The organism is Neoroseomonas eburnea (assembly GCF_018129005.1).
Lineage (GTDB): Bacteria > Pseudomonadota > Alphaproteobacteria > Acetobacterales > Acetobacteraceae > Neoroseomonas > Neoroseomonas eburnea.
On the sequence record NZ_JAAEDL010000003.1, the window covers coordinates 139,526 to 161,827 of the forward strand.

Sequence of the window (22,302 nt, forward strand, 5' to 3'; positions counted from 1 at the left end):
CCAGAGGCCGAAAGGCCTCTGGACACCAGGACTTGATCAGGGAGGAGCATGGCACGCGCGCAGTGCCGGGCGCGTTCACGATGCCTCCCGAAATCCCCGCTGGATCAAACGGTTATCAAAGGCCTTGCGGCCTTTGGTGGGCTTGGCGGCGCTGACGCCGAGGCCCGGGGAAGAGCAAAGCCCCTCCCCGGCGCCCCCATCATCCCGCGACTTCCACCGACGCTTCCATCCCCATCACGGCCGCAAGCGCCTCCACGCGCCGCATCACGCTCTCCCCGGCGAAGACACCGCTGCCTTCCACCAGCCGCAGCACCAGCCGCCCGCCGCTGCGTTCGAGCGAGGTCCCGGCCAGCAGTTCCGGCGTGCCGCCCGACAGCGTGTAGGCAAGCCGCAGGGCCGCCCCAAGCACTTCCGCCCGCCGCACCGCCGCGACGTCGAGCAGCACGCGTGCCGCCTGCAGGAAGGCGGCGTCGGGCAGGGCCTCGTAGCGCAGCGCCACCGCGAGGGCGAGGAAGGCGCGCGCATGGTGGTCGAGCCCCACCCCCGGCTGGCGCAGCACCCGGAAATAGGCGTGCTCCGCGCGGTAATCCGGGTGGTCGTGGCTGCCGACGTCGCTGGCCCAGCAGGCCGCGACGCGCAGCGCGGCATCGCCCAGGGATTCGCGCTCGAAGAGCCCGGCGGTCCATTGCGCCAGCGCCGGCGGCAGGCGCGGATCGCGCCCGAAGCGCTCGGCGAGGTCCTGCGCCGCGGCGATCAGCGGGTCGCGGCGGCGTTCCTCGCCCTCGAGGTGGCGGGCGTACCAGCCCTCCCGCAACCCGTTGGCGCTGAAGACGACGCGGCGCGCGCCGGAGGCGCGCAGCAGCCGCCGCATCACCATCGCCGCCCAGGGCAGGTCCTGCAGCCGCTTGGTCGGCGCGCCGGGCATGCGTTCCAGCGTGCGCCGCGTCGCCGCCATCACCACGCCGGAAAGGTCGCGCGCCTCCTCCCGCGACAGCACATAGTGATGCACGATCGACAGCGGATAGGCGGTCTGCGCGATGTGCATCCGCGCCAGCGCGCGCCAGGCGCCGCCGACCAGGTACAGGTCGCGCCCCGCCCCTTCGTCGAGCCAGGTGACGCGGCCGAACTCCTCGGTCGCGAAGGCGCGGCCACGCTGAATCTCGCCGCTCGAGCGTTCCGCCAGGCGGATGGCGCCGAGCGGCAGGCTGACCGCCCTGCCCGACCTGCCATGCGCGAGTTCCACGAGTTCGAGCGAGCCCCCGCCGATGTCGCCCAGCACGCCGTCCGCGCCCGGGAAGCCCAGCAGCACGCCATCGGCCGAGAGCAGGCCTTCCTCCTGCCCCGTCAGGACGCGGATGCGCATGTCGGGCAGGCGTTCGGCCAGTGTCGCGACGAAGGCCGCGCCGTTGGTCGCATCGCGCACCGCCGCGGTGGCCAGCACCTCGACCGGGTCGGCGCCCATGGCGCGGGCGACGGTGTGGTAGCGCACCATCACCGTGATCGCCTGCTCGACCGCTTCCTCGTTCAGCCGGCCGGTCGTGACCAGCCCGCGGCCGAGGCCGAGCACCGCCTTCTCGTTGAAGATGGTGAGAGGGTTGCGGCCCCGCCCCTCGAACACCACGAGGCGGACGGAATTCGAGCCGAGATCGACCACGGCCGAACGGGCCCGGCCCGGCCCGCCCGTCCAGGGCGGGCCGTCGCGCAGAAGCGTATCCAATGTCCTAGTCCTGCATCACCCGGTCCTGCCGCTGGCGGCGCGGCGCGCCCTTCAGCGCGCTGCCCCGGCCGGACAGGGAAGGGTTGGTCATGAAGTATTCGTGGGCCGAGACGCCCTTCTCGCCCGCCGCCAGGCGGATCCATTCGCCGTCCGCGCCGAGTTGCCAGGACTGCATGGTGTCCTTCAGGTTCACCACCATGATCTGGTCGAGCACCTGGGCGTGCACGGTCGGGTTCTCCACCGGCACCATGGTCTCGACCCGCCAGTCCATGTTGCGCGCCATCCAGTCCGCGCTGCTGATGAAGACGCGCGCGCGGCGCGACGGCAGCCGGTGCCCGTTGCCGAAGACGCAGACGCGGGAATGTTCGAGGAAACGCCCGACGATCGACTTCACCCGGATGTTCTCGGACAGCCCCTTCACGCCCGGGCGCAGGCAGCAGATGCCGCGCACCACGGCATCCACCTTCACTCCGGCGCGGGAGGCGGCGTAGAGCGCATCGATCAGCGTCTCGTCGACCAGCGAGTTCATCTTGATCCAGATCGCCGCCGGCTTGCCTTCGCGGGCGAAGGCGATCTCCTGCTCGATCAGCGCGAGCAGCGTCGGGCGTATCGTCAGCGGCGAGAAGGCGAGCTTCTCCATCGTCTCCGGCCGCGCATAGCCGGTCATGAAGTTGAACAGCTTGGCGGCATCGCGCGTCAGCGCCGGATCGGCGGTGAAGTAGGACAGGTCGGTGTAGATGCGCGCCGTGACCGGGTGGTAGTTGCCGGTCCCGAAATGCGCGTAGGACCGGAGTTGCGCCCCTTCCCGCCGCACCACCAGCGAGACCTTCGCGTGGGTCTTCAGCTCGACGAAGCCGTACACCACCTGCACGCCGGCGGCTTCCAGCTCGCGTGCGAGGGCGATGTTGCGCTCCTCGTCGAAGCGCGCCTTGAGCTCGACGATGCCGGTGACGGACTTGCCGGCTTCCGCCGCCTCGATCAGCGCCTTGGCGATCGGGCTGTCGCGCGTGGTGCGGTACAGCGTCTGCTTGATGGCGACGACGTTGGGGTCGCGCGCCGCCTGGCGCAGGAACTGCACCACCACGTCGAAGGATTCGTAGGGGTGGTGGACGACGATGTCCTTCGCCTTGATCGCCGCGAAGCAATCCCCGGCATAGTCGAGGATGCGTTCCGGGAAGCGCGGCGTGTAGGGCGTGAACAGCAGGTCCGGCCGGTCGTCGACGATGAGCTGCGTGAGATCCGACAGGCCGAGCAGCCCCTCGACGGTGAACAGCTCCGACCGCGGCGCCTCCAGCTCCTCGGCGACGAAATCGACCATATCGGGCGGCGTCGCGGCGGTCACCGACAGGCGGATGGGGCGGCCGCGCCGGCGGCGCTTCAGCGCGCTCTCGTAGGAGCGCACGAGATCCTCGGCCTCCTCCTCGAACTCCACGTCGGTATCGCGGATCACGCGGAACAGGCCCGTCTCGGCCGGGATGAAGCCGGGGAAGAGCCGGTCGAGGAAGAGCAGGATCAGGTCCTCGAGCAGGACGAAGCGGATGTCCTGCGCCCCGTCCCGCGCCGGCAGGCGGATGAAGCGCTGCACTTGCGGGGAGAGCGGCAGCAGCGCGCGCATCGTGCCGCCATCCTCCTCCCGCACCAGCTTCAGCACCATGCAGAGCGCGAGGTTGGCGATGAACGGGAAGGGATGCGCCGGATCGACCGCGAGCGGCGTCAGCACCGGGAAGACCCGGTCCATGAACCAGTCCTGCAGCCAATCCCGGTCGGCGGCATCGAGCTCGGCCGGCTCGCAGAGCGTCACCCCGGCTGCCCGCAGCAGACCGCGGAGCTCCTGCCAGGCTTCCTGCTGGCCGCCGATCAGCGCCTGGGCGCGGGCGTGGATCGCCGCGAGCTGCTGCGCCGGCGTCTTGCCGTCGTGGGAGAGCTTGCCGATCCCGGCCCTCTCCTGCCCCACCAGCCCCGCGACGCGCACGGAATAGAACTCGTCGAGGTTGGAGGCGGAGATGGCGACGAAACGCAGCCGCTCCAGCAGCGGATGGCGCGGATTCGCCGCTTCCTCCAGCACGCGCTGGTTGAAGGCGAGCCAGGACAATTCGCGGTTGATGAAGCGCGCGGGGCTGGTGAGGAGCGCCTCTTCCGGCGCCAGGGTCGGCGCGTCGTTCATGTGGGCGTGCCTGCGACAATCATGAACGGAACCCTACAGCAGCGCGGGGGCGGCGGGCGAGGCCGGGTTCGCGGATGTCTCGGAAGCATCATCGTCCGGCGCTTCTCCGAACCCTTCCCAGCCGGCCAGCGTCGCGCGCGCGAGGGCACGGGTGACCGGCGCCGCGGCGACGAGGGCGGCGCGGTCGAGCCGCGCCACCGCCTCGGCCAGCGCCGCCGCTTCCCGCGGCAGGCGGGCGAGCAGCCAGGCCCGCACCTCAGCCGCCACGCGCAACTGCCGGTCGGCAAACAGCTTGGCGAGCAGCGCCGCGAGCAGCGCATCCCCGGGCCGGCCGATCCCGACCGCGGCCGTCGCCCGCAGCCGGCTGGCGAGGTCCGGCAGCGCCACGCGCCAGCGCGCCGGCGCCTCTCGCCCGACCAGCAGCAGCCCTTCCCGGCGCTCGGCACAGAGGTTGACCAGGTGCAGCAGGGCCGTTTCCTCGGCGACGGCGTCGGCATCGTCCAGCACCGTGCCGCCGGCCGCCGGCGGCGGCAGGCCGCGCAGGCAGGGACCCTCCAGCAGGCGCCAGCTCTGTTCCGCGGCGAAGGCGCGCGCCATGTGGGACTTGCCCACCCCCTCCGGCCCGAACAGCGCGAGCCGTCCGCCGGGCCAGGTCTCGGGACGGTCAAGCCAGGCCAGGGCCTCGGCGTTGGAGGCATCCTCCAGCAGGTCTGCCCGCGCGGAGGACACGGCAAGCGGCAGCGGCAGCGCGAATTGCCGCGCCCTGCCGGGCGCGGAGGTCCGCGGGCCGGTCATCACATCCCCGTCCGCGGCGGGTCGAGGTAGAGTGGGCTTTCCAGATAGCGCCGCAGCCAGTACCGCGCGACCACGCCGAGCGCGGCCGCCATCGGCACCGCCAGCAGCACGCCGAGGAAGCCGAAGGCCACGCCGCCGGCGAAGAGCGCGAAGATCACCCACACCGCATGAAGCTCGACGCGGTCGCCGAGCAGGTAGGGGTAGATGACGTAGCCCTCGATGGTCTGGCCGACGAAGAAGATGCCGACCACCATCAGCACCTCGTTCCAGGTGCCGAACTGGCCCATCGCCAGCAGCACCGCCGCGACGAAGCCGGTCAGCGAGCCGACATAGGGAATGAAGGTCAGGATGCCGGCCATCAGCCCGATGGTGATGCCGAGCTCGAGCCCCACCAGTTGCAGCGCCACGGCGTAGAACACGCCGAGCGCCGCGCAGCACAGCAACTGCCCCCGCAGCCAGGCCGAGAGCACGCGGTCGGTGTCCCGCGCCAGTTGCCGCAGCACCGCGGCATTGCGCCGCGGCAGCCAGGATTCGATGCGTGCCAGCATCCCCGGCCAGTCGCGCAGCAGGTAGAAGGCGACGACCGGCACCACCACCAGCAGCGTGAAGACCTGGAACAGCGCGAAGCCGCCGCCGATCAGCCGCGTCGCCGCCGTGCCGAGCCAGGAGAGCATGGTGCCCGCCTGGTTGATCGCAAGGTCGCGCAGGCGCTGGTCCATCATCTCCGGGCCCAGCGCTTCCTCGAGCCGCAACAGCCCTTCCTGGAGCAGGGCGGCGACGCCGGCGACATAGGCCGGCAGCCGCTGCACCAGGATGCCGATCTGCGAGAGGATGATCGGGTACAGCAGCAGCCCCGCGACCAGCGCGAGCGCCATCAGCAGGAAGATCAGCAGGACGGCGGCGAGGCTCCGCCGCACGCCGATGCGCGTCAGACGCGTCGCGACCGGATCGAGGAAATAGGCGATCACGGCGGCGAGCACGAAGGGCGTCAGGATCCCCTGGAACAGCCAGAGGCTGAACAGCAGCGTACCGCCGAAGCCGATGAGCAGCCCCAGCCGCTGCCGCGGCGTCGCGGTGCGTGGCGCGGCGGGCGGCGGAAAGCGCCCGCCTGCCGGCGCGGGCGGACGGGCCGGCGCCTCGCTCATGGCCGGCCGTCGCCGGTGAGCCGCGCCGCCTGCCGCACATAGGCCGCGCCCGAGGCGAAGGTGGTGACGGCGACGAGCCAGATCGCCGCCTCCAGCAGCAGCGGCGCGGACAGGCCGAAGCCCGCCAGCAGCAGGGCCAGCGCCGCCAGCGCGATCTGCGCGAAGGTGTTCGCCTTGGAGATCATCAGCGGCTTGATCCGCGCCGGCACGCCGAGCACCCAGAGGAAGATGACGCCGCCGACGATCAGCAGGTCGCGGAACACCACCAGGATGGCGAGCCAGTCCGGCAGCACCCCGATCGCCGCCAGCGTGACATAGACCGAAACCAGCAGCGCCTTGTCCGCGATCGGGTCGAGCAGCGCGCCGAGCGCCGAGCGCGCGTTGCGCACCCGTGCCAGCCAGCCGTCGATCGCATCCGAGATGCCGGCGCCGACGAAGACCATGAAGGCGATGTCGAGCCTGTGCTGCAGCATCAGCCACACCGCCGCCGGCACGGCGAACAGGCGCCCCAGGGTGATGAGGTTCGGCAGGGTGAAGAGCCCCGCCTCCACATCCGCCGAGGCCGGCTGCCCCGGCCGCCGCACGCGGTCAGGAGCGTCCGCCAAGGCCCACGCGCCAGGCGTCGCCGGGCGCCCCCGAACCCGGGGCGAGGATGATGCCCTGCCGTCCGAGTTCTTCCGCCGCCAGGGCCGGCGCGGTGCGCAGGCCGAGGCGCAGCCGCGCCCGGTCGGTGGAGATCGCCACCACCTCGACCCGTGCCGCGCCGCGCAGGCGCCGCCGCAGTTCGAGCCATTCGTTGAGCGAGCCGTAGAGCGCGACCGCATCGACCGTCGACGCCACCGCCACGGGGGGGCCTGGCCGCGGCACCGCGTCGCCCTCCGTGGCGCCGGAGGATACCGTGCCGCCCTCCGCCGTGCCGGCGCTGCCAAGATAGCTGCGGGCGCGCGCCGGGTTGAAGTTGACCGTGATCCGCCCGGCGTAGCGCGTAGGGGAGGTGCGTTCCTCCTCGATGATGATGGAGCTCACCATCGCCTCGATCTGCGCGTCGGAGAGCTGGCGCGTCACGCCGGCGGCGCCCGCGATCCGTTCCCAGGCCGCGCGGCGGCCCGCCACGAAGGCGCGTTCGCGCGCGATCACGCCGTTCTCCGCCGTCGCCTCGGCCGGGACGCCGCGCTGGGTGAAGGACAGGGCGGCCGGCGCGGCCGGCGCGGCCGGTGCGGCCGGTGCCTCCTGGGCCCGAGCGATGCCGGGCACGGCCAGGGAAAGCAGGGCGGTTGCGATGAGCGCCGCCGCATGGTTCTTTCCGCGCGCCGGCGCGAGACGACCCTTGAGCGGCATAGCCTTCCCCATTTCCTGACAGCGGCCGAGAGCGGCCGCCCCGCGGCGCCGGATCCGTGCCGCCTCAGCCCTAGCCCATAGCCGATCGGAGGCCGCCCTGACCAGTTCCCCGTCTCCCTCCCTCACCTATCGCGCGGCGGGCGTGGACATCGAGGCCGGCGATGCGCTGGTCGAGGCGATCAAGCCGCTCGCCCGCGCCACCGACCGCGCCGGCACCATGGGCGGATTGGGCGGCTTCGGCGCGCTGTTCGACCTCAAGGCGGCGGGGTTCAAGGACCCGGTGCTCGTCTCCTCCACCGACGGCGTCGGCACCAAGCTGCGCGTCGCCATCGAGGCCGGGATCCACGCCACCGTCGGCATCGACCTCGTCGCCATGTGCGTGAACGACCTGGTGGTGCAGGGCGCCGAGCCGCTCTTCTTCCTCGATTATTTCGCCACCGGGAAGCTTGAGGTCGCGGCCGCGAAGGATGTCATCGCGGGCATCGCCGAAGGCTGCCGGCAGGCCGGCTGCGCCCTGGTGGGCGGCGAGACGGCCGAGATGCCCGGCATGTACGCCAAGGGCGACTACGACCTTGCCGGATTCTCGGTCGGCGCGGCGGAACGCACCGCATTGCTGCCGGCAGGCGTCGCGGCGGGGGACGTGCTGCTCGGACTCGCCTCCTCCGGCGTGCATTCCAACGGCTTCTCCCTGGTACGGCGGGTGCTGGAGGCGCGCGGCCTGACGCTCGCCGACGCCGCGCCCTTCGCCCCCGGCAGGACGCTGGGCGAGGCGCTGCTGGAGCCGACCCGCGTCTATGTGAAGCCGCTGCTGGCGCTGCACCGCGCCGGGCTGCTCAAGGCGGCGGCGCACATCACCGGCGGCGGCCTGCCCGGCAACCTGCCGCGCGTGCTGCCGGCGGGCCTCACCGCCGTGCTCGACGGGACGTCCTGGCCGGTGCCGCCGGTCTTCGCCTTCCTCGCCGAGGCCGGGAACGTCACGGCGGAGGAGATGCTGCGCGTCTTCAACTGCGGCCTCGGCATGGTGATCGCCGTCCCGGCGGCACGCGCCGGCGAGGCCGCCTCCATGCTCGAAGCCGCCGGCGAGCGCGTTTTCCGCATCGGCGCGCTGGAAGCCTCCGAAGGCGCGGCCGCCATCCGCATCGACGCCCTCCCCGCCGCCTGGCCGCGCGGGGCATGAGCCCGGCGCGCCGCCGCGTCGCGGTGCTGATCTCGGGGCGCGGATCGAACATGGCGGCGCTGCTCGCCGCCGCGTCCGATCCAGCCTATCCGGCCGAGATCGCGCTGGTGCTGTCGAACCGCGCCGATGCCGCCGGGCTCGCGCATGCCGCCGCGCGCGGCGTGCCGACGGCGGTGGTGGAAAGCCGCGCCTTCCGGGGCGACCGCCCCGGATTCGAGGCGGCGATGGAAGCCGAGCTCGCCCGCCACGGCGCCGAGATCATCGCCCTCGCCGGCTTCATGCGCGTGCTGACGGAAGGCTTCGTCTCGCGATGGGAAGGACGGATGATCAACGTCCACCCCTCCCTGCTGCCGGCCTTCCCGGGACTCGACACCCATGCCCGCGCGCTCGCCGCCGGGGTGCGGCTGCATGGCTGCACCGTGCACCTGGTCAATGCCGGGGTGGATGAGGGGCCGATCCTCGCCCAGGCCGCCGTCCCGGTGCTGCCGGGCGACACCGAGGCGAGCCTCGCCGCGCGCGTGCTGGCGCAGGAGCACCGGCTGTATCCGGCCGCGCTCGCCTGGCTCGCCGCCGGCCGGGTGAGCGTGCAGGACGGCTGCGCCAGGCTGAGGGATTGCGCGCCGGCGGAGGGCGTTCTCGCCAACCCCTTGCCGATCCCGTCCGGGCTTTCTAAAGGCTGAGGCCAGCAAGCGAGGTTGGGGGCGTATCGTGGCCGAACAGCAGACCTACGAATTCGTGGAAGTGAAGGCCGGCGACATCCTCGCCGAGCGCCAGCAGAGCTGGGCCGGATTCACGAGTTTCGTGACCTACTCGGTCGTCGCCATCGCCGTGCTTCTGGTGGGCATCTACGTCTTCTGGGGTTGAGAGGCCGCTTGAGAATGCGCCGAGCGGCGCATTCTCAAGTGGTCCCCCGAGGCCGCCGCGGGCGCTCAGGTCGCCGGACCCGGGCGTCCGAGCAGCCAGCCCTGCAGGGCATCGCAGCCCGCATCGCGCAACGCGCTCATCTGCCCGGCGGTTTCCACCGCCTCGGCGATGGCGGTGGCGCCCATGGCGTGCGCCATTTCCACCACTGCGGTGACCATCGCGCGGGCGCGGCCTGCCGCCGGGCCGCCGCCTTCGAGCCCCCCGGTCAGTTCGGGATCGATCTTGACCGCCGCGAAGGCGATGTCGCGCAGGATGCGCGCCGAGCCGTGGGTGCCGCCGAAATCATCGAGCGCCGCCGCGATGCCGAGCCGCCGGATCGCACCCGTCAGGTCCAGCGCCGCCGGGATATCCCGTGCCACCGCGGCCTCGGGCAGTTCCACGAGAATCCCGCGCGGCTCGACGCCAGTAGCGCCCAGCGCCGCCCGGATCATCGGTGCCGCATGCCCCTCGAGGATGCCGGCGGCCGAGACGTTCACCGCCAGGTAGGGCCCGCCTGACGGCCAGCTCGCGCGCAGCCGGAAAGCGGTGACCAGGGTCCAGGCTTCGAGAGCGACGATCCGCCCCCCGGCCTCCGCGGCGGCCAGGGTATCGAGCGCCGATACGGCGCCGAGGACCGGGTGCTCCCAGCGCAGCAGCGCCTCGTAGCCGACGGGCGTCAGGCTGCTCGCCGCGCAGATCGGCTGCAGATCGAGCCGCAGGCCGACGCCGCCGGCGGCGAGCGCCGCCGCGAGGTCCGCCGCCGGATCCACCTGCCCTTCCATCTGCGCGGCGCGCGTCACCGTGCGATCCATGCGACCAAGCCTCCTCGACCGGAGCGGTCATGAGGCACCGCGCGGCCTTAACGTGGCGTCAGCGTCGGCCGCGATCGGCCTGCCGAGGAACCGCGCCCCTGCCCCGGTGCGCCGCGCCGCACGCAAAGGCGGTGGCCATCGGGACGGATGCCGGACCGCGCCGTGACCACGGTCATCGCGCCCGCGCACGCGTCGGCCATGCTGCGCCCGGTTCGGCATGAGGCGTAGCATTCGGGGAGGCGGCTCGCACGGCCGCCGCGATCTGCGCAAGGCTGCCGTGGAGCGAAGCGAAGGAGGGCCACATGGCCGCGATCAACGGTTTGGCGCGCGGGATCGTCACCGACACCGCGGATCCCTCGGGCGCGGGCCGGGTCCGCATCCAGTTGCCGGCCCTGGCGGGCTCGGGCGGGATCTGGGCCGCGGTCTGCACGCCCTTCGGCGCAACCCCCGGCACCGCTGTCGGCCTCGGGTCCGAGGTCTGGGTCGCCTTCGAGCACGGCGACGCCGATCATCCGGTGGTGCTGGGCCTCAGCCGCTGAGAAACCGTTCGGGAATGCGGGCACCGGCCCGGCCACCCATCGGCGAGACCGTCTCTGGGTCGCCGCATGGGGGGGGTGCGGGCCGGACCCCGGAATGCGCCGTACGGCACATTCTCCAGCGATCCCTCGAACCGGGCGCGGCGGGATGAACATCCCGGCCGCATCTGATCCGCCGGCGGCGGCCCTGCGCCGTTCCGCGCGGTGCGGGCCGGCGCCGGGGCGCATCGGCGCCCGCCCCTGAGATTCAGCCGGCGCCGAGGCGCCTCGGTGTCAGCCGACGATCTCGTAGCCGGCAAAGAAGTAGGCGATTTCGATCGCCGCATTCTCGACGCTGTCGGACCCGTGCACGGAATTCGCCTCGATGCTCTCGGCGAACAGCTTGCGGATGGTACCCTCGGCGGCATTGGCCGGGTTGGTCGCGCCCATCAGCTCGCGGTTCTTCGCCACGGCGTTCTCGCCTTCCAGCACCTGCACCACCACCGGGCCGGAGACCATGAAGTCCACCAGGTCGTTGTAGAAGGGGCGCTCGGCGTGCACTTCGTAGAACTTCTTGGCGTGCGCGCGGGACATCCAGATGCGCTTCTGCGCGACGATGGCGAGGCCGTTCTTCTCGAAGATGGCGTTGATGGCGCCCGTCAGGTTGCGGCGGGTCGCGTCCGGCTTGATGATGGAAAAGGTGCGTTCGATGGCCATGGGGCTGTCCTCGGTCTTTTCAGAGTCGGGGCGCCCGATAGGCGGGATGCGGCTGCCGCGCAACCCCCGCGGCATGACCGATGCCGGCCCGCCTTTCGGCTGACGCCGTCCCGGCCTCCCCGTCTCCTGCGCAGCCGCCGCGCCAGCCCTGCGCGCCATGCCGCCGGGCCTTCCGGCGTCCTGACCATCGGAAGGGCCTGCCGGTATGACAGCGGCGCCCAGGCCCGCTAGAACCGCGACCCCATGACCGTCCTGACCATCCGCGACCTGACCATCCGCATCGCCGGCCGGCCGCTGCTGGAGGGTGCGAACCTGCAGATCGACGATGGCCGCAAGGTTGGCCTCGTCGGCCGTAACGGCGCCGGCAAGTCCACCCTGCTGAAGGCGGTCACCGGCGACCTCCAGCCCGATGGCGGGGAGATCCGCCTCGCCGCCCGCGCCCGCATGGCGCATGTGGCGCAGGAAGCTCCGGGCGGCGACGAGGCCCTGCTCGACGTCGTCCTCGCCGCCGACACCGAACGCGCCGCCCTGCTCGCCGAGGCCGACAGCCATCCCGACCCGGCGCGCCTCGCCGAGATCCATGACCGGCTGATCGCCATCCGCGCCGACAGCGCCCCGGCCCGCGCGGGCGCGATCCTCTCCGGACTCGGTTTCGACGCGACGGCGCAGGCGCGACCCTCGCGCGAATTCTCCGGTGGCTGGCGCATGCGCGTCGCCCTCGCCCGCGCACTCTTCCTCGAACCCGAGTTGCTGCTGCTCGACGAACCGACCAACCACCTCGACCTCGAAGCGACGATGTGGCTGGAATCCTGGCTGCAGCGCTTTTCCGGCGCGGCCATCGTGGTCAGCCACGATCGCGGCCTGCTGGAACGCTGCGTCGATTCCATCGCGCATCTCGATCAGCAGAAGATCACCCTCTACCAGGGCAACTTCGCCGATTTCGTGCGGATGCGCGCCGAACGCCAGGCCCAGCAGGCCGCCGCCAACGAACGCATCGCCGCCGAGCGCGCCCATATCCAGTCCTTCATCGACCGCTTTCGCTACAAGGCCTCCAAGGCTCGCCAGGCGCAGTCCCGCATCAAGGCGCTGGAACGCATGCCGCCGATCGAGGCGGTGGTCGAGGACACCCCCGTCCGCTTCGCCTTCCCTTCGCCGGACGAGCTGCCGCCGCCGATCCTCTCCCTCAACGGCTGTTCGGTCGGCTATGGTGGCACGCCCATCCTGCGCAACCTCCACCTGCGCCTCGATCAGGACGATCGCATCGCGCTGCTGGGGGCCAATGGAAACGGCAAGTCGACGCTCGCCAAGTTGCTCGCCGGGCGGTTGCAGCCCGAAGGCGGTACGCATTTCCGCAATGCGCGCCTGCGCGTCGGGTATTTCGCGCAGCACCAGGCGGAAGAACTCGACCTCGCCGGGACGCCGCTGACCCACATGCAGGCAGCCCTGCCCAAGGCGACCGAGACGCAGTGCCGATCGCAACTGGCCCGCTTCGGCCTCGATGCCGACCGCGCCGACAATCGCATCACCGCATTGTCCGGCGGCGAGAAGGCCCGCCTGCTGCTCGCCCTGACGACCCGCGACGCGCCGCAACTGCTGATCCTCGACGAACCAACCAACCACCTCGACATCGATGCGCGCGAGGCGCTGGTGAAGGCGCTGGCCGACTACGCCGGCGCCGTGGTGCTGATCACCCACGACCCGCATCTGGTCGAACTCGCCGCCGACCGGCTCTGGCTGGTGGCGAACGGGGCGGTTACCGACTTCGACGGCGACCTCGACGACTACCGCGCGCTGCTCGCCGAACGCGCGCGCGGCGGCGCGAGGACTGAGAATGGCGATGCCCGCGCCGAGGCCCGCCGTGAACGTGCCGGCACGCGCGTTGCCACCGCCCCCCTGCGCGCCCGGCTGAAGGAGGTCGAAGCAGCGCTCGACAAGCTCGCCCGCGAGGACGCGCTGATCGAGAAGCGCCTTTCCGATCCCGCGACCTATGCCCGCTTCAAGCCGGAGGATATCGCCTGGGCCAATACCCGCCGCGCCGCGATCGCGAAGGAGATCGCGACGCTCGAGGAGGAATGGCTCGACCTCTCGGCCCGGCTCGACGCCGCCTGATGCCAACGGATCCTGCCGATGGCGGGTCATCGGCAGGGCGAACGTCACCCCCGCGCCGGGTTGGTGCGGCAGTCGCGCGGGAAATCGCATCAGATCCCGCCCAGGCGGATTCACCCGGTCGGCCGAAAATGCTCACGACGACGGGCGGCCTGGCCGGTTGCCGCGACCCGATGCGAACGCCAGCCGTTCCGCGAACCCCCATGCCGGGCCGGCGGAGAGCCCCGCCCGCATGGCGCGGCGCCGCGGCAGCTCAACCGGCCTTCGCCACCCGCGGCGGCGACGGCGGCTGGCAGCGCCGGAGGTCTTCCTCATCCAGGGTGCGTCGCATGAAGGTGGGCCAGAGGGCGCGCCCGGTCGGCGGCTCCTGCAGTTTCGCAACCTGCGGGCGAGGCTTCTTGGCAGCTTCACCCGTCCGAAGCGAGTCGATGACGTCCATCACGTCCCTCCCTTCGTACCGAGCTTCGAGGCTAGTCCCTGCGCGCGATGGAAAACAACGAAAGGATGCGTGACAGCCGGCGCGCGCGTCTGGACCGCCGGCGCGGGATCGGCTTACAGGGCCGCGAAGACCGGCGCGTTCGCGCCGTCGGGAGGAGACCGCCATGATCCGCCGCCGCGCGCTGCTCGCCACCCCTGTGCTCGCCCTGCCCGCCGCCGTGCGCGCCCAGGCTTGGCCGTCCCGCCCGGTGCGCATTGTCGTCGCCTATCCGCCGGGGGGATCGACCGACGTGCTGGCGCGTGGCCTCGCCGCCGCGCTGCAGGAAGCGATCCCGGGCAGCACCTTCGTGGTGGACAATCGCCCCGGCGGTGCGGCGGTGGTCGGCACCCAGGCCGTCGCACAGGCCGCGGCGGACGGCTACACGCTCTCGCTCGGCAACAACCAGACGCATGCGGCCAATGCCGCGATGCTGCCCTCCCTGCCCTTCGACCCGGTGGCCGATTTCGCACCGATCGCGCGCCTCGCCGCCGTGCACCACGCGATCGTCGTGCCGGCCAACGGCGCGCGGACCCTGGCGGAACTGGCAGCGAAGGGACGCGACGGCGGGCGGGTGACCTATGCCTCCTCCGGCGCCGGCTCGGCCAGCCACGTGATCGCCGAGACCTTCGTCCGGCGCGAACGGATGGAAGCGACGCACGTGCCCTATCGCGGCGGCGCGCAGGCGACGACGGACACGGTCTCAGGCACTGTGGACTTCTTCGTCTCCACCTGGCCCCAGGTGGTCGCGCTGGTGCGCGACGGGCGGCTGCGCGCCCTCGGCATCGGGGCACCCGCACGCCTGCCGGAAACGCCGGACGTGCCGACCTTCGCCGAGCTGAACGCGCAGGATCTCGCCGTCGATGCCTGGTTCGGCCTCTGGGCCCCGGCGCGCACCCCGGCGGAGGTCGTCACCCGCCTGTCCGATGCGCTGATGGGCATCCTGGCGGCGCCGGCGATGCGGGAGAGGCTGAACGGCCAGGGCTTCGTGGCGGCTCCCCTGCCGTCCGACGCCTTCGCCGCCTTCCAGCGGGACGAAGTGGCCCGCTGGCGGCGCCTGGTGGAGCTGACCGGGATCCGTCTGCAGGGCTGACCGGACCGGCAGGCGCGCCATCCGCCTGGGCGGCAGCCCGGGCGGTCGATGCTCTCTCGCGCCGACCGGGCAGGCGCAGGGGCCGAGGCCCCCGTCCGGCCGCGCCGCCCCCCCCCGCGCGGCTGTCACGCCGCGATGACGCTCCGCGCGGCAATGGTCAGGCGCGCATTCTCGAGCGTCGGGCCCTCGGTCGCGCGCGGACAGCAGCCGTCGACCGCGTGGCCGGCCACGGGACGGAGATCGGCGTGCAGCATCCGCAGCACCCCGGCATTCGCGAATGCCGCGCGGTTGCCCATGTCGAGGCAGGATTCCGCGGGGGCGCCGTTCGCCACCATGACGTCGTGCTGGTCCAGTTCGACATGGAACTAGGTGACGGAGCCGCGCGGCGGCTGGCGGATGACGCGAACGCCGTCGACCAGCAATTCGGCAGGCACCAGCACCTCGTCCACCAGCATCGCGTGGTCGGGCGAAACCGCGAGCGGCCGGCCACCTGCGGCCGGCATGCGGGATGGGCGGGCGGCCGGCGGCGCGGGCCGGTGCCGGCATCGAGACTGCGCCTTTCGGCGCATCCTCAAGCCGTCCCTCAGGTCTTCCTCTCCCAGCCGCCGGCGCCCTGTTGCCAGTAGGCGAGCGCATGCCCACCCGCCTTGGCCGCGGCCCAGCGACGACGCGCGGCGGCGACCGCTGCCTCGTCCCCACCGTCGAAAAGGTCGAACACCCGGTCGTAGTCGCCGAGCCGCGCGCTCTCCGCCCCATCCACCAGGAAGAGGAAGCGCGCCCCGTTGCCCGGCGGGACATCGGCGGTGCCGAGCAGGATCGGCTGCAGCGGGTCGTTTTCCCCGCCCGCCAGGCCGTGCGGCAGCCAATCCGGGTCCGCCACCGTCCACAGCGCGGCATCGAGCGCCTTGGCGCGCTCGCCTTCCCCGCACAGCACGAAGGCGCGGCCGCCGGATTGCAGCACGCGGCCGAGCAGCTTCGGCAGCGCCTGCTCCAGCCTGGTCCGCGTCAGGTGGTAGAAGCCGATCTCCGCCATGCGGCTACTTGGTCGCGCCGCCCAACGGGCAGCGCAGGCGGTAGAAGTTGTGCGCCGGCGCCGCATCCCCGGCCTGGCGCAGCCAGGTCTCGACCAGCACGGTGCCGTCCGGGCTGACGACCGCGCGGTTGAACACGGCGGTCACGCGCGTCGCATCGCGCGGATCGGGGAAGGTGATGAGGCGGACCGACACCCCGCCCGACATCGGCATGAATTCGGTGGTCGAGCGCTGGCCGTTCGCCAGCGTCAGCACCATCCGGCGCAGCGTGCCGCCCTCGATCTCCACGGCATAGGCCCTGGTGGGCATGATGCCTGGGCGGGACGTCGCCTCCAGCGGTTCGCAGGCGACGAGCGCTTGGCCCTGCGCGGCCACCGGCAGGGCGAGCAGCGCGAAGGCCGGCCAGAGAATTCGCATCCGCATGCTCATGTCTCCTGCTCGAAGCGCATCGCCACCAGACGGTCCAGCAGCCGCGCGCCGAAGCCGGTGGGCCCGGCCGGTCCGAGCGCATGCGGCGCCTCCGCCGTGTCCACGCCGGCGATGTCGAGATGCGCCCAGGGCACCTCGCCGGCGAACTCGCGCAGGAAGGCCGCGGCGTGGCAGGCGTCGGGCACCAGCCGCCCGCCGAAGGCGCCGCTGCTCGCCGGCGCGCATTGCCGCAGGTCGGCGATGCCGGAGGCCAGGTCCTCGCGATGCCGCGCGCCGATCGGCAGCGGCCAGAGCCTCTCGCCCACCGCCTCCCCGGCCGCTGCTGCCGCGGCCATCAGCGCCGCCTCGGTACCGAACAGCCCGGCGCGATGGTGGCCCAGCGCGGTGACGACCGATCCGGTCAGCGTCGCCAGGTCGATCACCGCGCGCGGGCGGAAGCGCGTGATGGCATGGTGCAGCGCATCGGCGAGCACCAGCCGTCCTTCGGCATCGGTGTCGATCACCTCCACCGTGCGGCGGGAGGCGGTACGGATCACGTCGCCGGGGCGATAGGATCGCGCACCGGTCGCGTTCTCCGCGATCGCCAGCACGGCGACCGCGGGCGCGGGGGATCCCCGCCGCGCCAATGCCAGCATCGCGCCCGCGCAGGCGGCCGCGCCCGCCATGTCGGCGCGCATCGCCTCCATCCCCGCCGCGGGCTTGATCGAGACGCCGCCGGTGTCGAAGACGATCCCCTTGCCGACAAGGGCGACGGGCGGCACGGGCAGCACGCCGCGCCAGCGCAGCACGACGAGGCGCGGCGGGCTGTCGCTGCCGCCGCCCACCGCGAGCAGCGCGCCGAAGCCATGCTGCTCCAGCCATTTGCGGCCGTGGATCTCGACGTCGATACCCTCCTCGGCGAGCCCCTCCAGCCGTTCGGCGAAGGCGCGCGTGGTCAGCCGGTTGGCGGGCTCCACGGTCAGTTCGCGCGCGAGCAGGCAACCGGCGACACCGGGGGCGAGCCGCGCGAAGGCCGCCTCCGCCGCCTCCGGCTGCCCGGTGCGGACTGTCAGGCGCCGCAGCCGCTTCGGCACGTCCCTCGTGCGCAGGGCATCGAAGTGCCAGGCGCCGAGGGCGATGCCGGCAGCGAGCGACGCCGCATCCTCCGGCGCGACACCTTCCGCCGCCACGGAAAGCTCCGTCGCCTCCCCCGCGGCCAGCGCGGCCGCGGCGCCGGCGGTCTCGTGCGCGAGCGGCGTCGGCGCGGTGCCGAGGCCGACGAGCAGCCGGCGCGGCGGTCCCGTCAGGTCCAGCACCGCATCGGCCCGGCCGGTGAAGCGTGCCGCCGCGGCAGCCGCGGCCAGCCCGGACGGGACCGCCGCGCCCTCCGCGACGGGCACGACACAGGGCGGTTCGGCCCCTGGCGCGCCGCGGCGGAAATGGACGGCGATCATGGCGTCACGCTCAGCCCTCGTAGTACTCCGCGACCAGGCGGTCGAGCATCCGCACGCCGTAGGCGGTCGCCCCCTTCGGCGCGGTCGGCAGGTCCTTGTTGCTCCAGGCCGTCCCGGCGATGTCGAGATGCGCCCAGGGCCGCCCCTGCACGAAGCGCTGGATGAATTGCGCCGCGGTGATCGAACCGCCCGGCCGGCCGCCGACATTCTTCATGTCGGCGATGTCGGACTTGATCTGCTTGTCATAGGCCTCGCCGAGCGGCATGCGCCAGGCTGCCTCGCCGACCGCCTTGCCGGCGGCCTCGATGCGCTGGGCCAGCGTGTCGTCGTTCGAGAACAGGCCGGCGTGCTCATGGCCGAGAGCGATGATGATGGCGCCGGTCAGCGTGGCGAGATCGACCATGAAGCGCGGGTCGTGCTTCTCGATGCAGTAGTGGATCACGTCGGCGAGGACGAGCCGCCCCTCGGCGTCGGTATTGATCACTTCCACCGTCTGGCCCGAGGCGGTCGTCACCACGTCGCCCGGCCGCTGCGCGGTGCCGGAGGGCATGTTCTCCACCAGCCCGACGAGGCCGACCACGTCCGCCTTCGCCTTGCGCCCGGCGAGCGCCGCCATCAGCCCGATCACCGTGCCGGCGCCGGCCATGTCCCACTTCATGTCCTCCATGCCGCCGGCGGGCTTGATGGAGATGCCGCCGGTGTCGAAGGTCACGCCCTTGCCGATGAAGGCGACCGGCTTGCCCGGCTTCTTGCCCTTGGCCGCGCCGTTCCACTTCATCACCACCATGCGCGGTTCGTTCGCGCTGCCCTGCGCGACGCCGAGCAGCGCGCCGAAGCCGAGCTTCCGCATCTCCTTCGGGCCGAGGATCTCGACCTCGACGCCGAGCTTGGTCAGCGCCTTGCAACGTTCGGCGCATTCGGCCGGCGTCAGCACGTTGGGCGGTTCGGACACCAGGTCGCGCGTCACGAACACCCCGTCCGCCACTGCCTGCATCGGGGCGAAGGCGGCCTTCGCCTTGGTCGCGTCGGAGGTCGCGACGGCGACGCGCTCGAGCTTCGGCTTGTCCTCCTCCTTCTCCGTCGTGCGGTAGCGGTCGAAGCGGTAGGACTTCAGCAGCACGCCCAATGCGAGCGAGGCGGCAAGCGCCGGCGCCAGCCCGTCCGCCGCGACCACGGCCTCGCGTTCCTGCGCGAGCGGGCCGGCGATGGCCCCGCCGCCCGCCTCGGCGCCGGTGGCGGCAAGGTCTGCCGCCTTGCCGAGCCCGATCGCCACCACCTTGCTCAGCCCGGCGCCCGGTGCCCAGAGGGTCGCGGTCTGGCCCTTGCGGCCCTTGAACTTCGCGGCCTCCAGCCCGCGCGCAATCGCCCCGCCCGCCGCCTCGTCCGCCTGCTTCGCGAGACCGGCGAGCGGCGCCTCCTCGGTCAGCGGCAGCACCAGGGCGCCGCTGCGCGGCAGGGCGGGCTTCACGAAGGCGATGTCTGGCATGGGGACTCCGGACCGGCGATGTCTTGTGACGGTCACCTTACGCAGCGCGCCCCGGGCCGGCCAGGGGCGCGGCCCGCGAGCCCGGCCGGGCGGGGCTTGCGGGCCGCGCCGCCTGACGCCACACGGGGCGCATGGATCACGATGCCCTGCTCGCCCTTGCCGTCCGCCTGGCCGCGGAGGCCGCCGCCGCCATCAATGCGGTGCGCGCCGCCGGCTTCGCGGTGGAGCGCAAGACCGACCGATCCCCGGTCACCGAGGCGGACCGCATCGCCGAGGCGCTGATCGTCGAGGGCCTGCGCGCCGCCGCCCCCGCCATCCCGGTTATCGCCGAGGAGGAGATCGAGGCCGGCACCGCGCCCACCGATCCCGGCCATCGCTTCTGGCTGGTCGACCCGCTGGACGGCACGCGGGAATTCGCCGCCGGACGGGACAATTTCACCGTCAACATCGGGCTGGTCGAGGACGGGCGGCCGGTACTCGGCGCCGTCGCCATCCCGGCCACCGGCGAGGTGTTCTGGGGCCGCCTCGGCGCCGGCGCCTGGAAGCGCGACGCCACGGGGGAGCGGCCGATCTCCGCCCGCGCCGTGCCGCCCGAGGGGCTGACCGTGATGGGCAGCCACCACTACCGGGACGACCCCCGCATGGACCGCTTCCTCGCGGGCCGGCAGGTGGCGCGCATCGTCAACATCGGCTCGGCGGAGAAGTTCTGCCGGGTCGCCGAGGGCAGCGCCGACCTCTATCCGCGCTTCGGGCGGACCATGGAATGGGACACCGCGGCGCCGCACGCCGTGCTGGAAGCCGCCGGCGGCACGCTGCGGCTGCTCGAAGGCGGCAATCCCCTGCGCTATGGCAAGCCCGGCTGGGCGAACCCCGGCTTCGTCTGCGAGGGGCTGCGCCCGTGACGCTGATGCTGGGGCCGGACGACGTGGCCCGCGCGGCGGAATTGCTGCGCGCAGGCGAACTCGTCGCCTTCCCGACCGAGACGGTCTACGGCCTGGGCGCCGATGCACGGAACGGAAAGGCCGTCGCCGCCGTCTTCGAGGCCAAGGGCCGGCCGCATTTCAACCCGCTGATCTGCCACTTCCCCGACGCCGAGGCGGCCTGCGCCGAGGTGGTGGCGGATGACCGTGCGCGGGCGCTGGCGGAACGCTTCTGGCCGGGGCCGCTGACCCTGGTGCTGCCGCGCCGGCCGGAATGCGACGTCGACCTGCTGGCGGGCGCGGGGCTCGACACGCTGGCGGTGCGGGTGCCGGGGCATCCGCTCGCGCTCGCGCTGCTGCGCGCGGCGGGCATGCCGGTGGTGGGGCCGTCGGCCAACCGCTCCGGCCAGGTCAGCCCGACCACGGCGCAGCACGTGCTGGACGGGCTCGGCGGCCGGATCGCGGCGGTGCTGGACGGCGGCCCCTGCGAGGTCGGGGTGGAAAGCACCGTGCTGCACCTCGCCGCCGGCGGCGCGGCGCTGCTGCGGCCCGGCGGGGTGCCGGCGGAGGCGATCGAGGCGGTGATCGGCCCGGTGGCGCGGCCGCTGCCTTTGTCGGCCGCCGAGAAGACGCGCACGCTGCGCTCCCCGGGGATGATGCTGTCGCACTACGCGCCGTCCCTGCCGGTGCGGCTCAACGCGACGGAGGCGGCACCGGAGGAGGCGCTGCTCGCCTTCGGGCCCGCCCTGCCTGGGGCAGGCGCCGTGTGGCAGATGTCCGAGGCGCGCGACCTGAAGGAAGCCGCCGCGCGGCTCTTTGCCGGGCTGCGCTGGCTGGACGCGGAGGGCGGGCGGCGCGGGCTTGCGCGGATCGCGGTGATGCCGGTGCCGATGGAGGGGCTGGGGGCAGCGATCAACGACCGGCTCGAACGGGCTGCGGCACCGAGGTGACGGGCGGCTTCGGCCTGCAGGGTTTGCGGCCGGGAGGGGGCTCTGCCCCCTCCACCCCCGCCAAGGGCCGAAAGGCCTTTGGAAACCGGAACTTGGTCCGATCGCCGGGGCCGAGGACGAGGTCCGGCGGAGTTCGGAGGCAGGACCCTAAAGGAAATCCGCCGGGGTCAGGGCCGACGGCAGCAGGTCGAGCAGGAGGACACTGTCGGCGCCCCGCGCCAGCAGCGTGCCGCCATCCTGCTCCACGGCGCCGGCCAGGATCGCCTCGATCTCGCCGGGGTCGAGATCCCGGAACAGCAACCTGTCCTCGCCGGGCGCGAAGTCGACGATCACATCCTGGCCGTCGCCGCGGGCGAAGAAGAAGATGTCCGCCTCCTCACCGCCCGCGAGCGTGTCCGCGCCGCCGCCGGCATCGATGATGTCCCCGCCGGCCCCGCCGAGGACGTGATCGCGGCTCTCGCCCCGTGCCACGAACCGGTCATCGCCACCGCCCAGATCGGCGATGACGAGCGTTCCCGCGGCATTGCCGGTGAAGTCGCCCGCCCCGTGGGTCGTGGCGGCGAAGGTGCTGTCGAAGGCGGCCGCGGCGGCGATGTCGAGCGCGCCGAGGATGACCGTGTCGCCGCCTTCGCCGGTCGCGAGGCGGAACTCGTTCACCCACTCGGCGCCGTTGGTCGCGACCTGGATGTTCACGACGTCATCGCCTGCGCCGGTGACGACATTGCCGCGCTTCGCGCCCAGCAGCAGCACGGAGGAATTGCCCTCCCCGCCCAGCATCACGTCGGCATGGACGAAGCCGGACATGACGAGGCTCTCGGCCCCTTCGGAGACGAAGGTGCCGTTCTTCACGCTGTTCCAGGCGCCGAGCACGTCCACCGTGATGCGCTCGCTCGTCTCGATGACCTGCACGAGGCCGCCGAAGAGCGGATCGGAAGGAACGGGCGAGGTGTTGGTCTCGACGATGGCGTGCAGCAGAGGCGGCGCATCATCCGCGGGCGGCGGAGGCAGGGCCCCCGTGTCGGTGCCCGGAAGGTACCACTGCCTGGCGTGGCCGAGGAGGCCGAGGCCGATCGTGTAGGTCATGCGTCGAGATCCC

24 protein-coding genes are annotated in these 22,302 nt (G+C 72.8%); 8 read left to right on the forward strand and 16 right to left on the reverse strand.

Translation table 11 applies throughout. The annotated features are described in order from the left end of the window. Positions 1-199 precede the first annotated feature (199 nt). From GXW74_RS04585 to GXW74_RS27870, 6 genes are read right to left on the reverse strand one after another with little or no spacing between them, the layout of a single operon-like run. The gene (locus tag GXW74_RS04585) at positions 200-1,717 is read right to left on the reverse strand and encodes a Ppx/GppA family phosphatase (protein ID WP_246522876.1); all 1,518 of its coding nucleotides are present in this window, start codon (positions 1,715-1,717) and stop codon (positions 200-202) included. Positions 1,718-1,721: 4 nt separating this feature from the next. Beyond that, positions 1,722-3,881 (reverse strand): RNA degradosome polyphosphate kinase, encoded by a 2,160-nt coding sequence (locus GXW74_RS04590; protein ID WP_211845101.1) that lies wholly within the window; start codon positions 3,879-3,881, stop codon positions 1,722-1,724. Positions 3,882-3,914: 33 nt separating this feature from the next. Then, on the reverse strand, positions 3,915-4,676 hold the full coding sequence (locus GXW74_RS04595; RefSeq protein ID WP_211845102.1) for a P-loop NTPase family protein: 762 nt from the start codon (positions 4,674-4,676) through the stop codon (positions 3,915-3,917). After that, positions 4,676-5,821, reverse strand: coding sequence for an AI-2E family transporter (locus GXW74_RS04600; protein ID WP_211845103.1), 1,146 nt, complete (start codon positions 5,819-5,821; stop codon positions 4,676-4,678). Before GXW74_RS04600 ends, GXW74_RS04595 begins: the two co-directional genes overlap by 1 nt. Continuing rightward, on the reverse strand, positions 5,818-6,426 hold the full coding sequence (locus tag GXW74_RS04605; protein ID WP_246522878.1) for a CDP-alcohol phosphatidyltransferase family protein: 609 nt from the start codon (positions 6,424-6,426) through the stop codon (positions 5,818-5,820). Before GXW74_RS04605 ends, GXW74_RS04600 begins: the two co-directional genes overlap by 4 nt. After that, on the reverse strand, positions 6,410-7,159 hold the full coding sequence (locus GXW74_RS27870) for a hypothetical protein (protein ID WP_246522879.1): 750 nt from the start codon (positions 7,157-7,159) through the stop codon (positions 6,410-6,412). Before GXW74_RS27870 ends, GXW74_RS04605 begins: the two co-directional genes overlap by 17 nt. A 97-nt stretch (positions 7,160-7,256) precedes the next feature. On the opposite strand from GXW74_RS27870, the gene purM reads away from it, so the two are divergent. From purM to GXW74_RS04620, 3 genes are read left to right on the forward strand one after another with little or no spacing between them, the layout of a single operon-like run. Continuing rightward, entirely contained in the window at positions 7,257-8,336 is a 1,080-nt protein-coding gene (gene purM, locus GXW74_RS04610; RefSeq protein WP_211845296.1) for a phosphoribosylformylglycinamidine cyclo-ligase, read from the forward strand. Beyond that, a complete protein-coding gene (purN, locus tag GXW74_RS04615) occupies positions 8,333-9,016 on the forward strand; it encodes a phosphoribosylglycinamide formyltransferase (protein ID WP_211845105.1) in 684 nt (227 codons plus the stop codon). The genes purM and purN overlap by 4 nt, the downstream gene beginning before the upstream one ends. Positions 9,017-9,044: 28 nt before the next feature. After that, positions 9,045-9,200, forward strand: coding sequence for an aa3-type cytochrome c oxidase subunit IV (locus tag GXW74_RS04620; RefSeq protein WP_211845106.1), 156 nt, complete (start codon positions 9,045-9,047; stop codon positions 9,198-9,200). A gap of 65 nt (positions 9,201-9,265) precedes the next feature. On the opposite strand, the gene GXW74_RS04625 is transcribed toward GXW74_RS04620, so the two are convergent. Continuing rightward, the gene (locus GXW74_RS04625) at positions 9,266-10,051 is read right to left on the reverse strand and encodes an EAL domain-containing protein (RefSeq protein WP_211845107.1); all 786 of its coding nucleotides are present in this window, start codon (positions 10,049-10,051) and stop codon (positions 9,266-9,268) included. 302 nt (positions 10,052-10,353) lie between these two features. On the opposite strand from GXW74_RS04625, the gene GXW74_RS04630 reads away from it, so the two are divergent. Continuing rightward, positions 10,354-10,590 carry a phage baseplate assembly protein V gene (locus GXW74_RS04630; protein ID WP_211845108.1) on the forward strand — a complete coding sequence of 79 codons (237 nt, stop codon included), beginning with the start codon at positions 10,354-10,356 and terminating at the stop codon, positions 10,588-10,590. Between the two features lie 270 nt (positions 10,591-10,860). On the opposite strand, the gene ndk is transcribed toward GXW74_RS04630, so the two are convergent. After that, positions 10,861-11,283, reverse strand: a complete 423-nt coding sequence (gene ndk / locus GXW74_RS04635) for a nucleoside-diphosphate kinase (protein ID WP_211845109.1) — start codon at positions 11,281-11,283, stop codon at positions 10,861-10,863. Positions 11,284-11,526: 243 nt separating this feature from the next. On the opposite strand from ndk, the gene GXW74_RS04640 reads away from it, so the two are divergent. Next, positions 11,527-13,392, forward strand: a complete 1,866-nt coding sequence (locus GXW74_RS04640; RefSeq protein ID WP_211845110.1) for an ABC-F family ATP-binding cassette domain-containing protein — start codon at positions 11,527-11,529, stop codon at positions 13,390-13,392. A gap of 250 nt (positions 13,393-13,642) precedes the next feature. Here the strand turns inward: GXW74_RS04640 and GXW74_RS04645 are convergent, their stop codons facing one another. Beyond that, on the reverse strand, positions 13,643-13,828 hold the full coding sequence (locus tag GXW74_RS04645) for a hypothetical protein (protein WP_211845111.1): 186 nt from the start codon (positions 13,826-13,828) through the stop codon (positions 13,643-13,645). A 163-nt stretch (positions 13,829-13,991) separates the two neighbouring features. Between GXW74_RS04645 and GXW74_RS04650 the strand changes: the two genes are divergently transcribed. Further along, positions 13,992-14,957, forward strand: a complete 966-nt coding sequence (locus GXW74_RS04650; RefSeq protein ID WP_211845112.1) for a Bug family tripartite tricarboxylate transporter substrate binding protein — start codon at positions 13,992-13,994, stop codon at positions 14,955-14,957. Positions 14,958-15,082: 125 nt separating this feature from the next. Here the strand turns inward: GXW74_RS04650 and GXW74_RS04655 are convergent, their stop codons facing one another. The 6 genes from GXW74_RS04655 to GXW74_RS04680 all read right to left on the reverse strand — a co-directional run bounded on the left by GXW74_RS04655 (position 15,083) and on the right by GXW74_RS04680 (position 19,336). Next, positions 15,083-15,292: a hypothetical protein gene (locus tag GXW74_RS04655; RefSeq protein WP_211845113.1), complete on the reverse strand. Its 210-nt coding sequence runs from the start codon at positions 15,290-15,292 to the stop codon at positions 15,083-15,085. Positions 15,293-15,322: 30 nt separating this feature from the next. After that, a complete protein-coding gene (locus GXW74_RS04660; RefSeq protein WP_211845114.1) occupies positions 15,323-15,460 on the reverse strand; it encodes a Hint domain-containing protein in 138 nt (45 codons plus the stop codon). An 80-nt stretch (positions 15,461-15,540) separates the two neighbouring features. Further along, positions 15,541-15,990 (reverse strand): DNA polymerase III subunit chi, encoded by a 450-nt coding sequence (locus GXW74_RS04665; RefSeq protein ID WP_211845115.1) that lies wholly within the window; start codon positions 15,988-15,990, stop codon positions 15,541-15,543. A 4-nt stretch (positions 15,991-15,994) separates the two neighbouring features. Further along, positions 15,995-16,411 carry a hypothetical protein gene (locus tag GXW74_RS04670; protein ID WP_211845116.1) on the reverse strand — a complete coding sequence of 139 codons (417 nt, stop codon included), beginning with the start codon at positions 16,409-16,411 and terminating at the stop codon, positions 15,995-15,997. A 2-nt stretch (positions 16,412-16,413) separates the two neighbouring features. After that, positions 16,414-17,850, reverse strand: coding sequence for a leucyl aminopeptidase family protein (locus GXW74_RS04675; RefSeq protein WP_211845117.1), 1,437 nt, complete (start codon positions 17,848-17,850; stop codon positions 16,414-16,416). Between the two features lie 10 nt (positions 17,851-17,860). Beyond that, on the reverse strand, positions 17,861-19,336 hold the full coding sequence (locus GXW74_RS04680) for a leucyl aminopeptidase (RefSeq protein ID WP_211845118.1): 1,476 nt from the start codon (positions 19,334-19,336) through the stop codon (positions 17,861-17,863). A gap of 131 nt (positions 19,337-19,467) precedes the next feature. Between GXW74_RS04680 and cysQ the strand changes: the two genes are divergently transcribed. Together cysQ and GXW74_RS04690 are read left to right on the forward strand one after the other, a co-directional pair. Further along, positions 19,468-20,238, forward strand: a complete 771-nt coding sequence (gene cysQ, locus GXW74_RS04685; RefSeq protein WP_211845119.1) for a 3'(2'),5'-bisphosphate nucleotidase CysQ — start codon at positions 19,468-19,470, stop codon at positions 20,236-20,238. Between the two features lie 5 nt (positions 20,239-20,243). Beyond that, on the forward strand, positions 20,244-21,206 hold the full coding sequence (locus GXW74_RS04690) for an L-threonylcarbamoyladenylate synthase (RefSeq protein ID WP_211845298.1): 963 nt from the start codon (positions 20,244-20,246) through the stop codon (positions 21,204-21,206). Between the two features lie 147 nt (positions 21,207-21,353). Here the strand turns inward: GXW74_RS04690 and GXW74_RS04695 are convergent, their stop codons facing one another. Beyond that, entirely contained in the window at positions 21,354-22,289 is a 936-nt protein-coding gene (locus GXW74_RS04695; protein ID WP_211845120.1) for a hypothetical protein, read from the reverse strand. Positions 22,290-22,302 lie beyond the last annotated feature (13 nt).

What these genes read in the sequence shown, in the direction of transcription:
- GXW74_RS04590 (WP_211845101.1), bottom strand. Translation starts at nt 3,881, where the DNA reads ATGAACGACGCGCCGACCCTGGCGCCGGAAGAGGCGCTCCTCACCAGC.
- GXW74_RS04595 (WP_211845102.1), bottom strand. Translation starts at nt 4,676, where the DNA reads ATGACCGGCCCGCGGACCTCCGCGCCCGGCAGGGCGCGGCAATTCGCG.
- GXW74_RS04600 (WP_211845103.1), bottom strand. Translation starts at nt 5,821, where the DNA reads ATGAGCGAGGCGCCGGCCCGTCCGCCCGCGCCGGCAGGCGGGCGCTTT.
- GXW74_RS27870 (WP_246522879.1), bottom strand. Translation starts at nt 7,159, where the DNA reads ATGCCGCTCAAGGGTCGTCTCGCGCCGGCGCGCGGAAAGAACCATGCG.
- purN (WP_211845105.1), top strand. Translation starts at nt 8,333, where the DNA reads ATGAGCCCGGCGCGCCGCCGCGTCGCGGTGCTGATCTCGGGGCGCGGA.
- GXW74_RS04625 (WP_211845107.1), bottom strand. Translation starts at nt 10,051, where the DNA reads ATGGATCGCACGGTGACGCGCGCCGCGCAGATGGAAGGGCAGGTGGAT.
- GXW74_RS04630 (WP_211845108.1), top strand. Translation starts at nt 10,354, where the DNA reads ATGGCCGCGATCAACGGTTTGGCGCGCGGGATCGTCACCGACACCGCG.
- ndk (WP_211845109.1), bottom strand. Translation starts at nt 11,283, where the DNA reads ATGGCCATCGAACGCACCTTTTCCATCATCAAGCCGGACGCGACCCGC.
- GXW74_RS04640 (WP_211845110.1), top strand. Translation starts at nt 11,527, where the DNA reads ATGACCGTCCTGACCATCCGCGACCTGACCATCCGCATCGCCGGCCGG.
- GXW74_RS04645 (WP_211845111.1), bottom strand. Translation starts at nt 13,828, where the DNA reads ATGGACGTCATCGACTCGCTTCGGACGGGTGAAGCTGCCAAGAAGCCT.
- GXW74_RS04650 (WP_211845112.1), top strand. Translation starts at nt 13,992, where the DNA reads ATGATCCGCCGCCGCGCGCTGCTCGCCACCCCTGTGCTCGCCCTGCCC.
- GXW74_RS04655 (WP_211845113.1), bottom strand. Translation starts at nt 15,292, where the DNA reads ATGGTGGCGAACGGCGCCCCCGCGGAATCCTGCCTCGACATGGGCAAC.
- GXW74_RS04660 (WP_211845114.1), bottom strand. Translation starts at nt 15,460, where the DNA reads ATGCCGGCCGCAGGTGGCCGGCCGCTCGCGGTTTCGCCCGACCACGCG.
- GXW74_RS04665 (WP_211845115.1), bottom strand. Translation starts at nt 15,990, where the DNA reads ATGGCGGAGATCGGCTTCTACCACCTGACGCGGACCAGGCTGGAGCAG.
- GXW74_RS04670 (WP_211845116.1), bottom strand. Translation starts at nt 16,411, where the DNA reads ATGCGGATGCGAATTCTCTGGCCGGCCTTCGCGCTGCTCGCCCTGCCG.
- GXW74_RS04675 (WP_211845117.1), bottom strand. Translation starts at nt 17,850, where the DNA reads ATGATCGCCGTCCATTTCCGCCGCGGCGCGCCAGGGGCCGAACCGCCC.
- GXW74_RS04680 (WP_211845118.1), bottom strand. Translation starts at nt 19,336, where the DNA reads ATGCCAGACATCGCCTTCGTGAAGCCCGCCCTGCCGCGCAGCGGCGCC.
- cysQ (WP_211845119.1), top strand. Translation starts at nt 19,468, where the DNA reads ATGGATCACGATGCCCTGCTCGCCCTTGCCGTCCGCCTGGCCGCGGAG.
- GXW74_RS04690 (WP_211845298.1), top strand. Translation starts at nt 20,244, where the DNA reads ATGCTGGGGCCGGACGACGTGGCCCGCGCGGCGGAATTGCTGCGCGCA.
- GXW74_RS04695 (WP_211845120.1), bottom strand. Translation starts at nt 22,289, where the DNA reads ATGACCTACACGATCGGCCTCGGCCTCCTCGGCCACGCCAGGCAGTGG.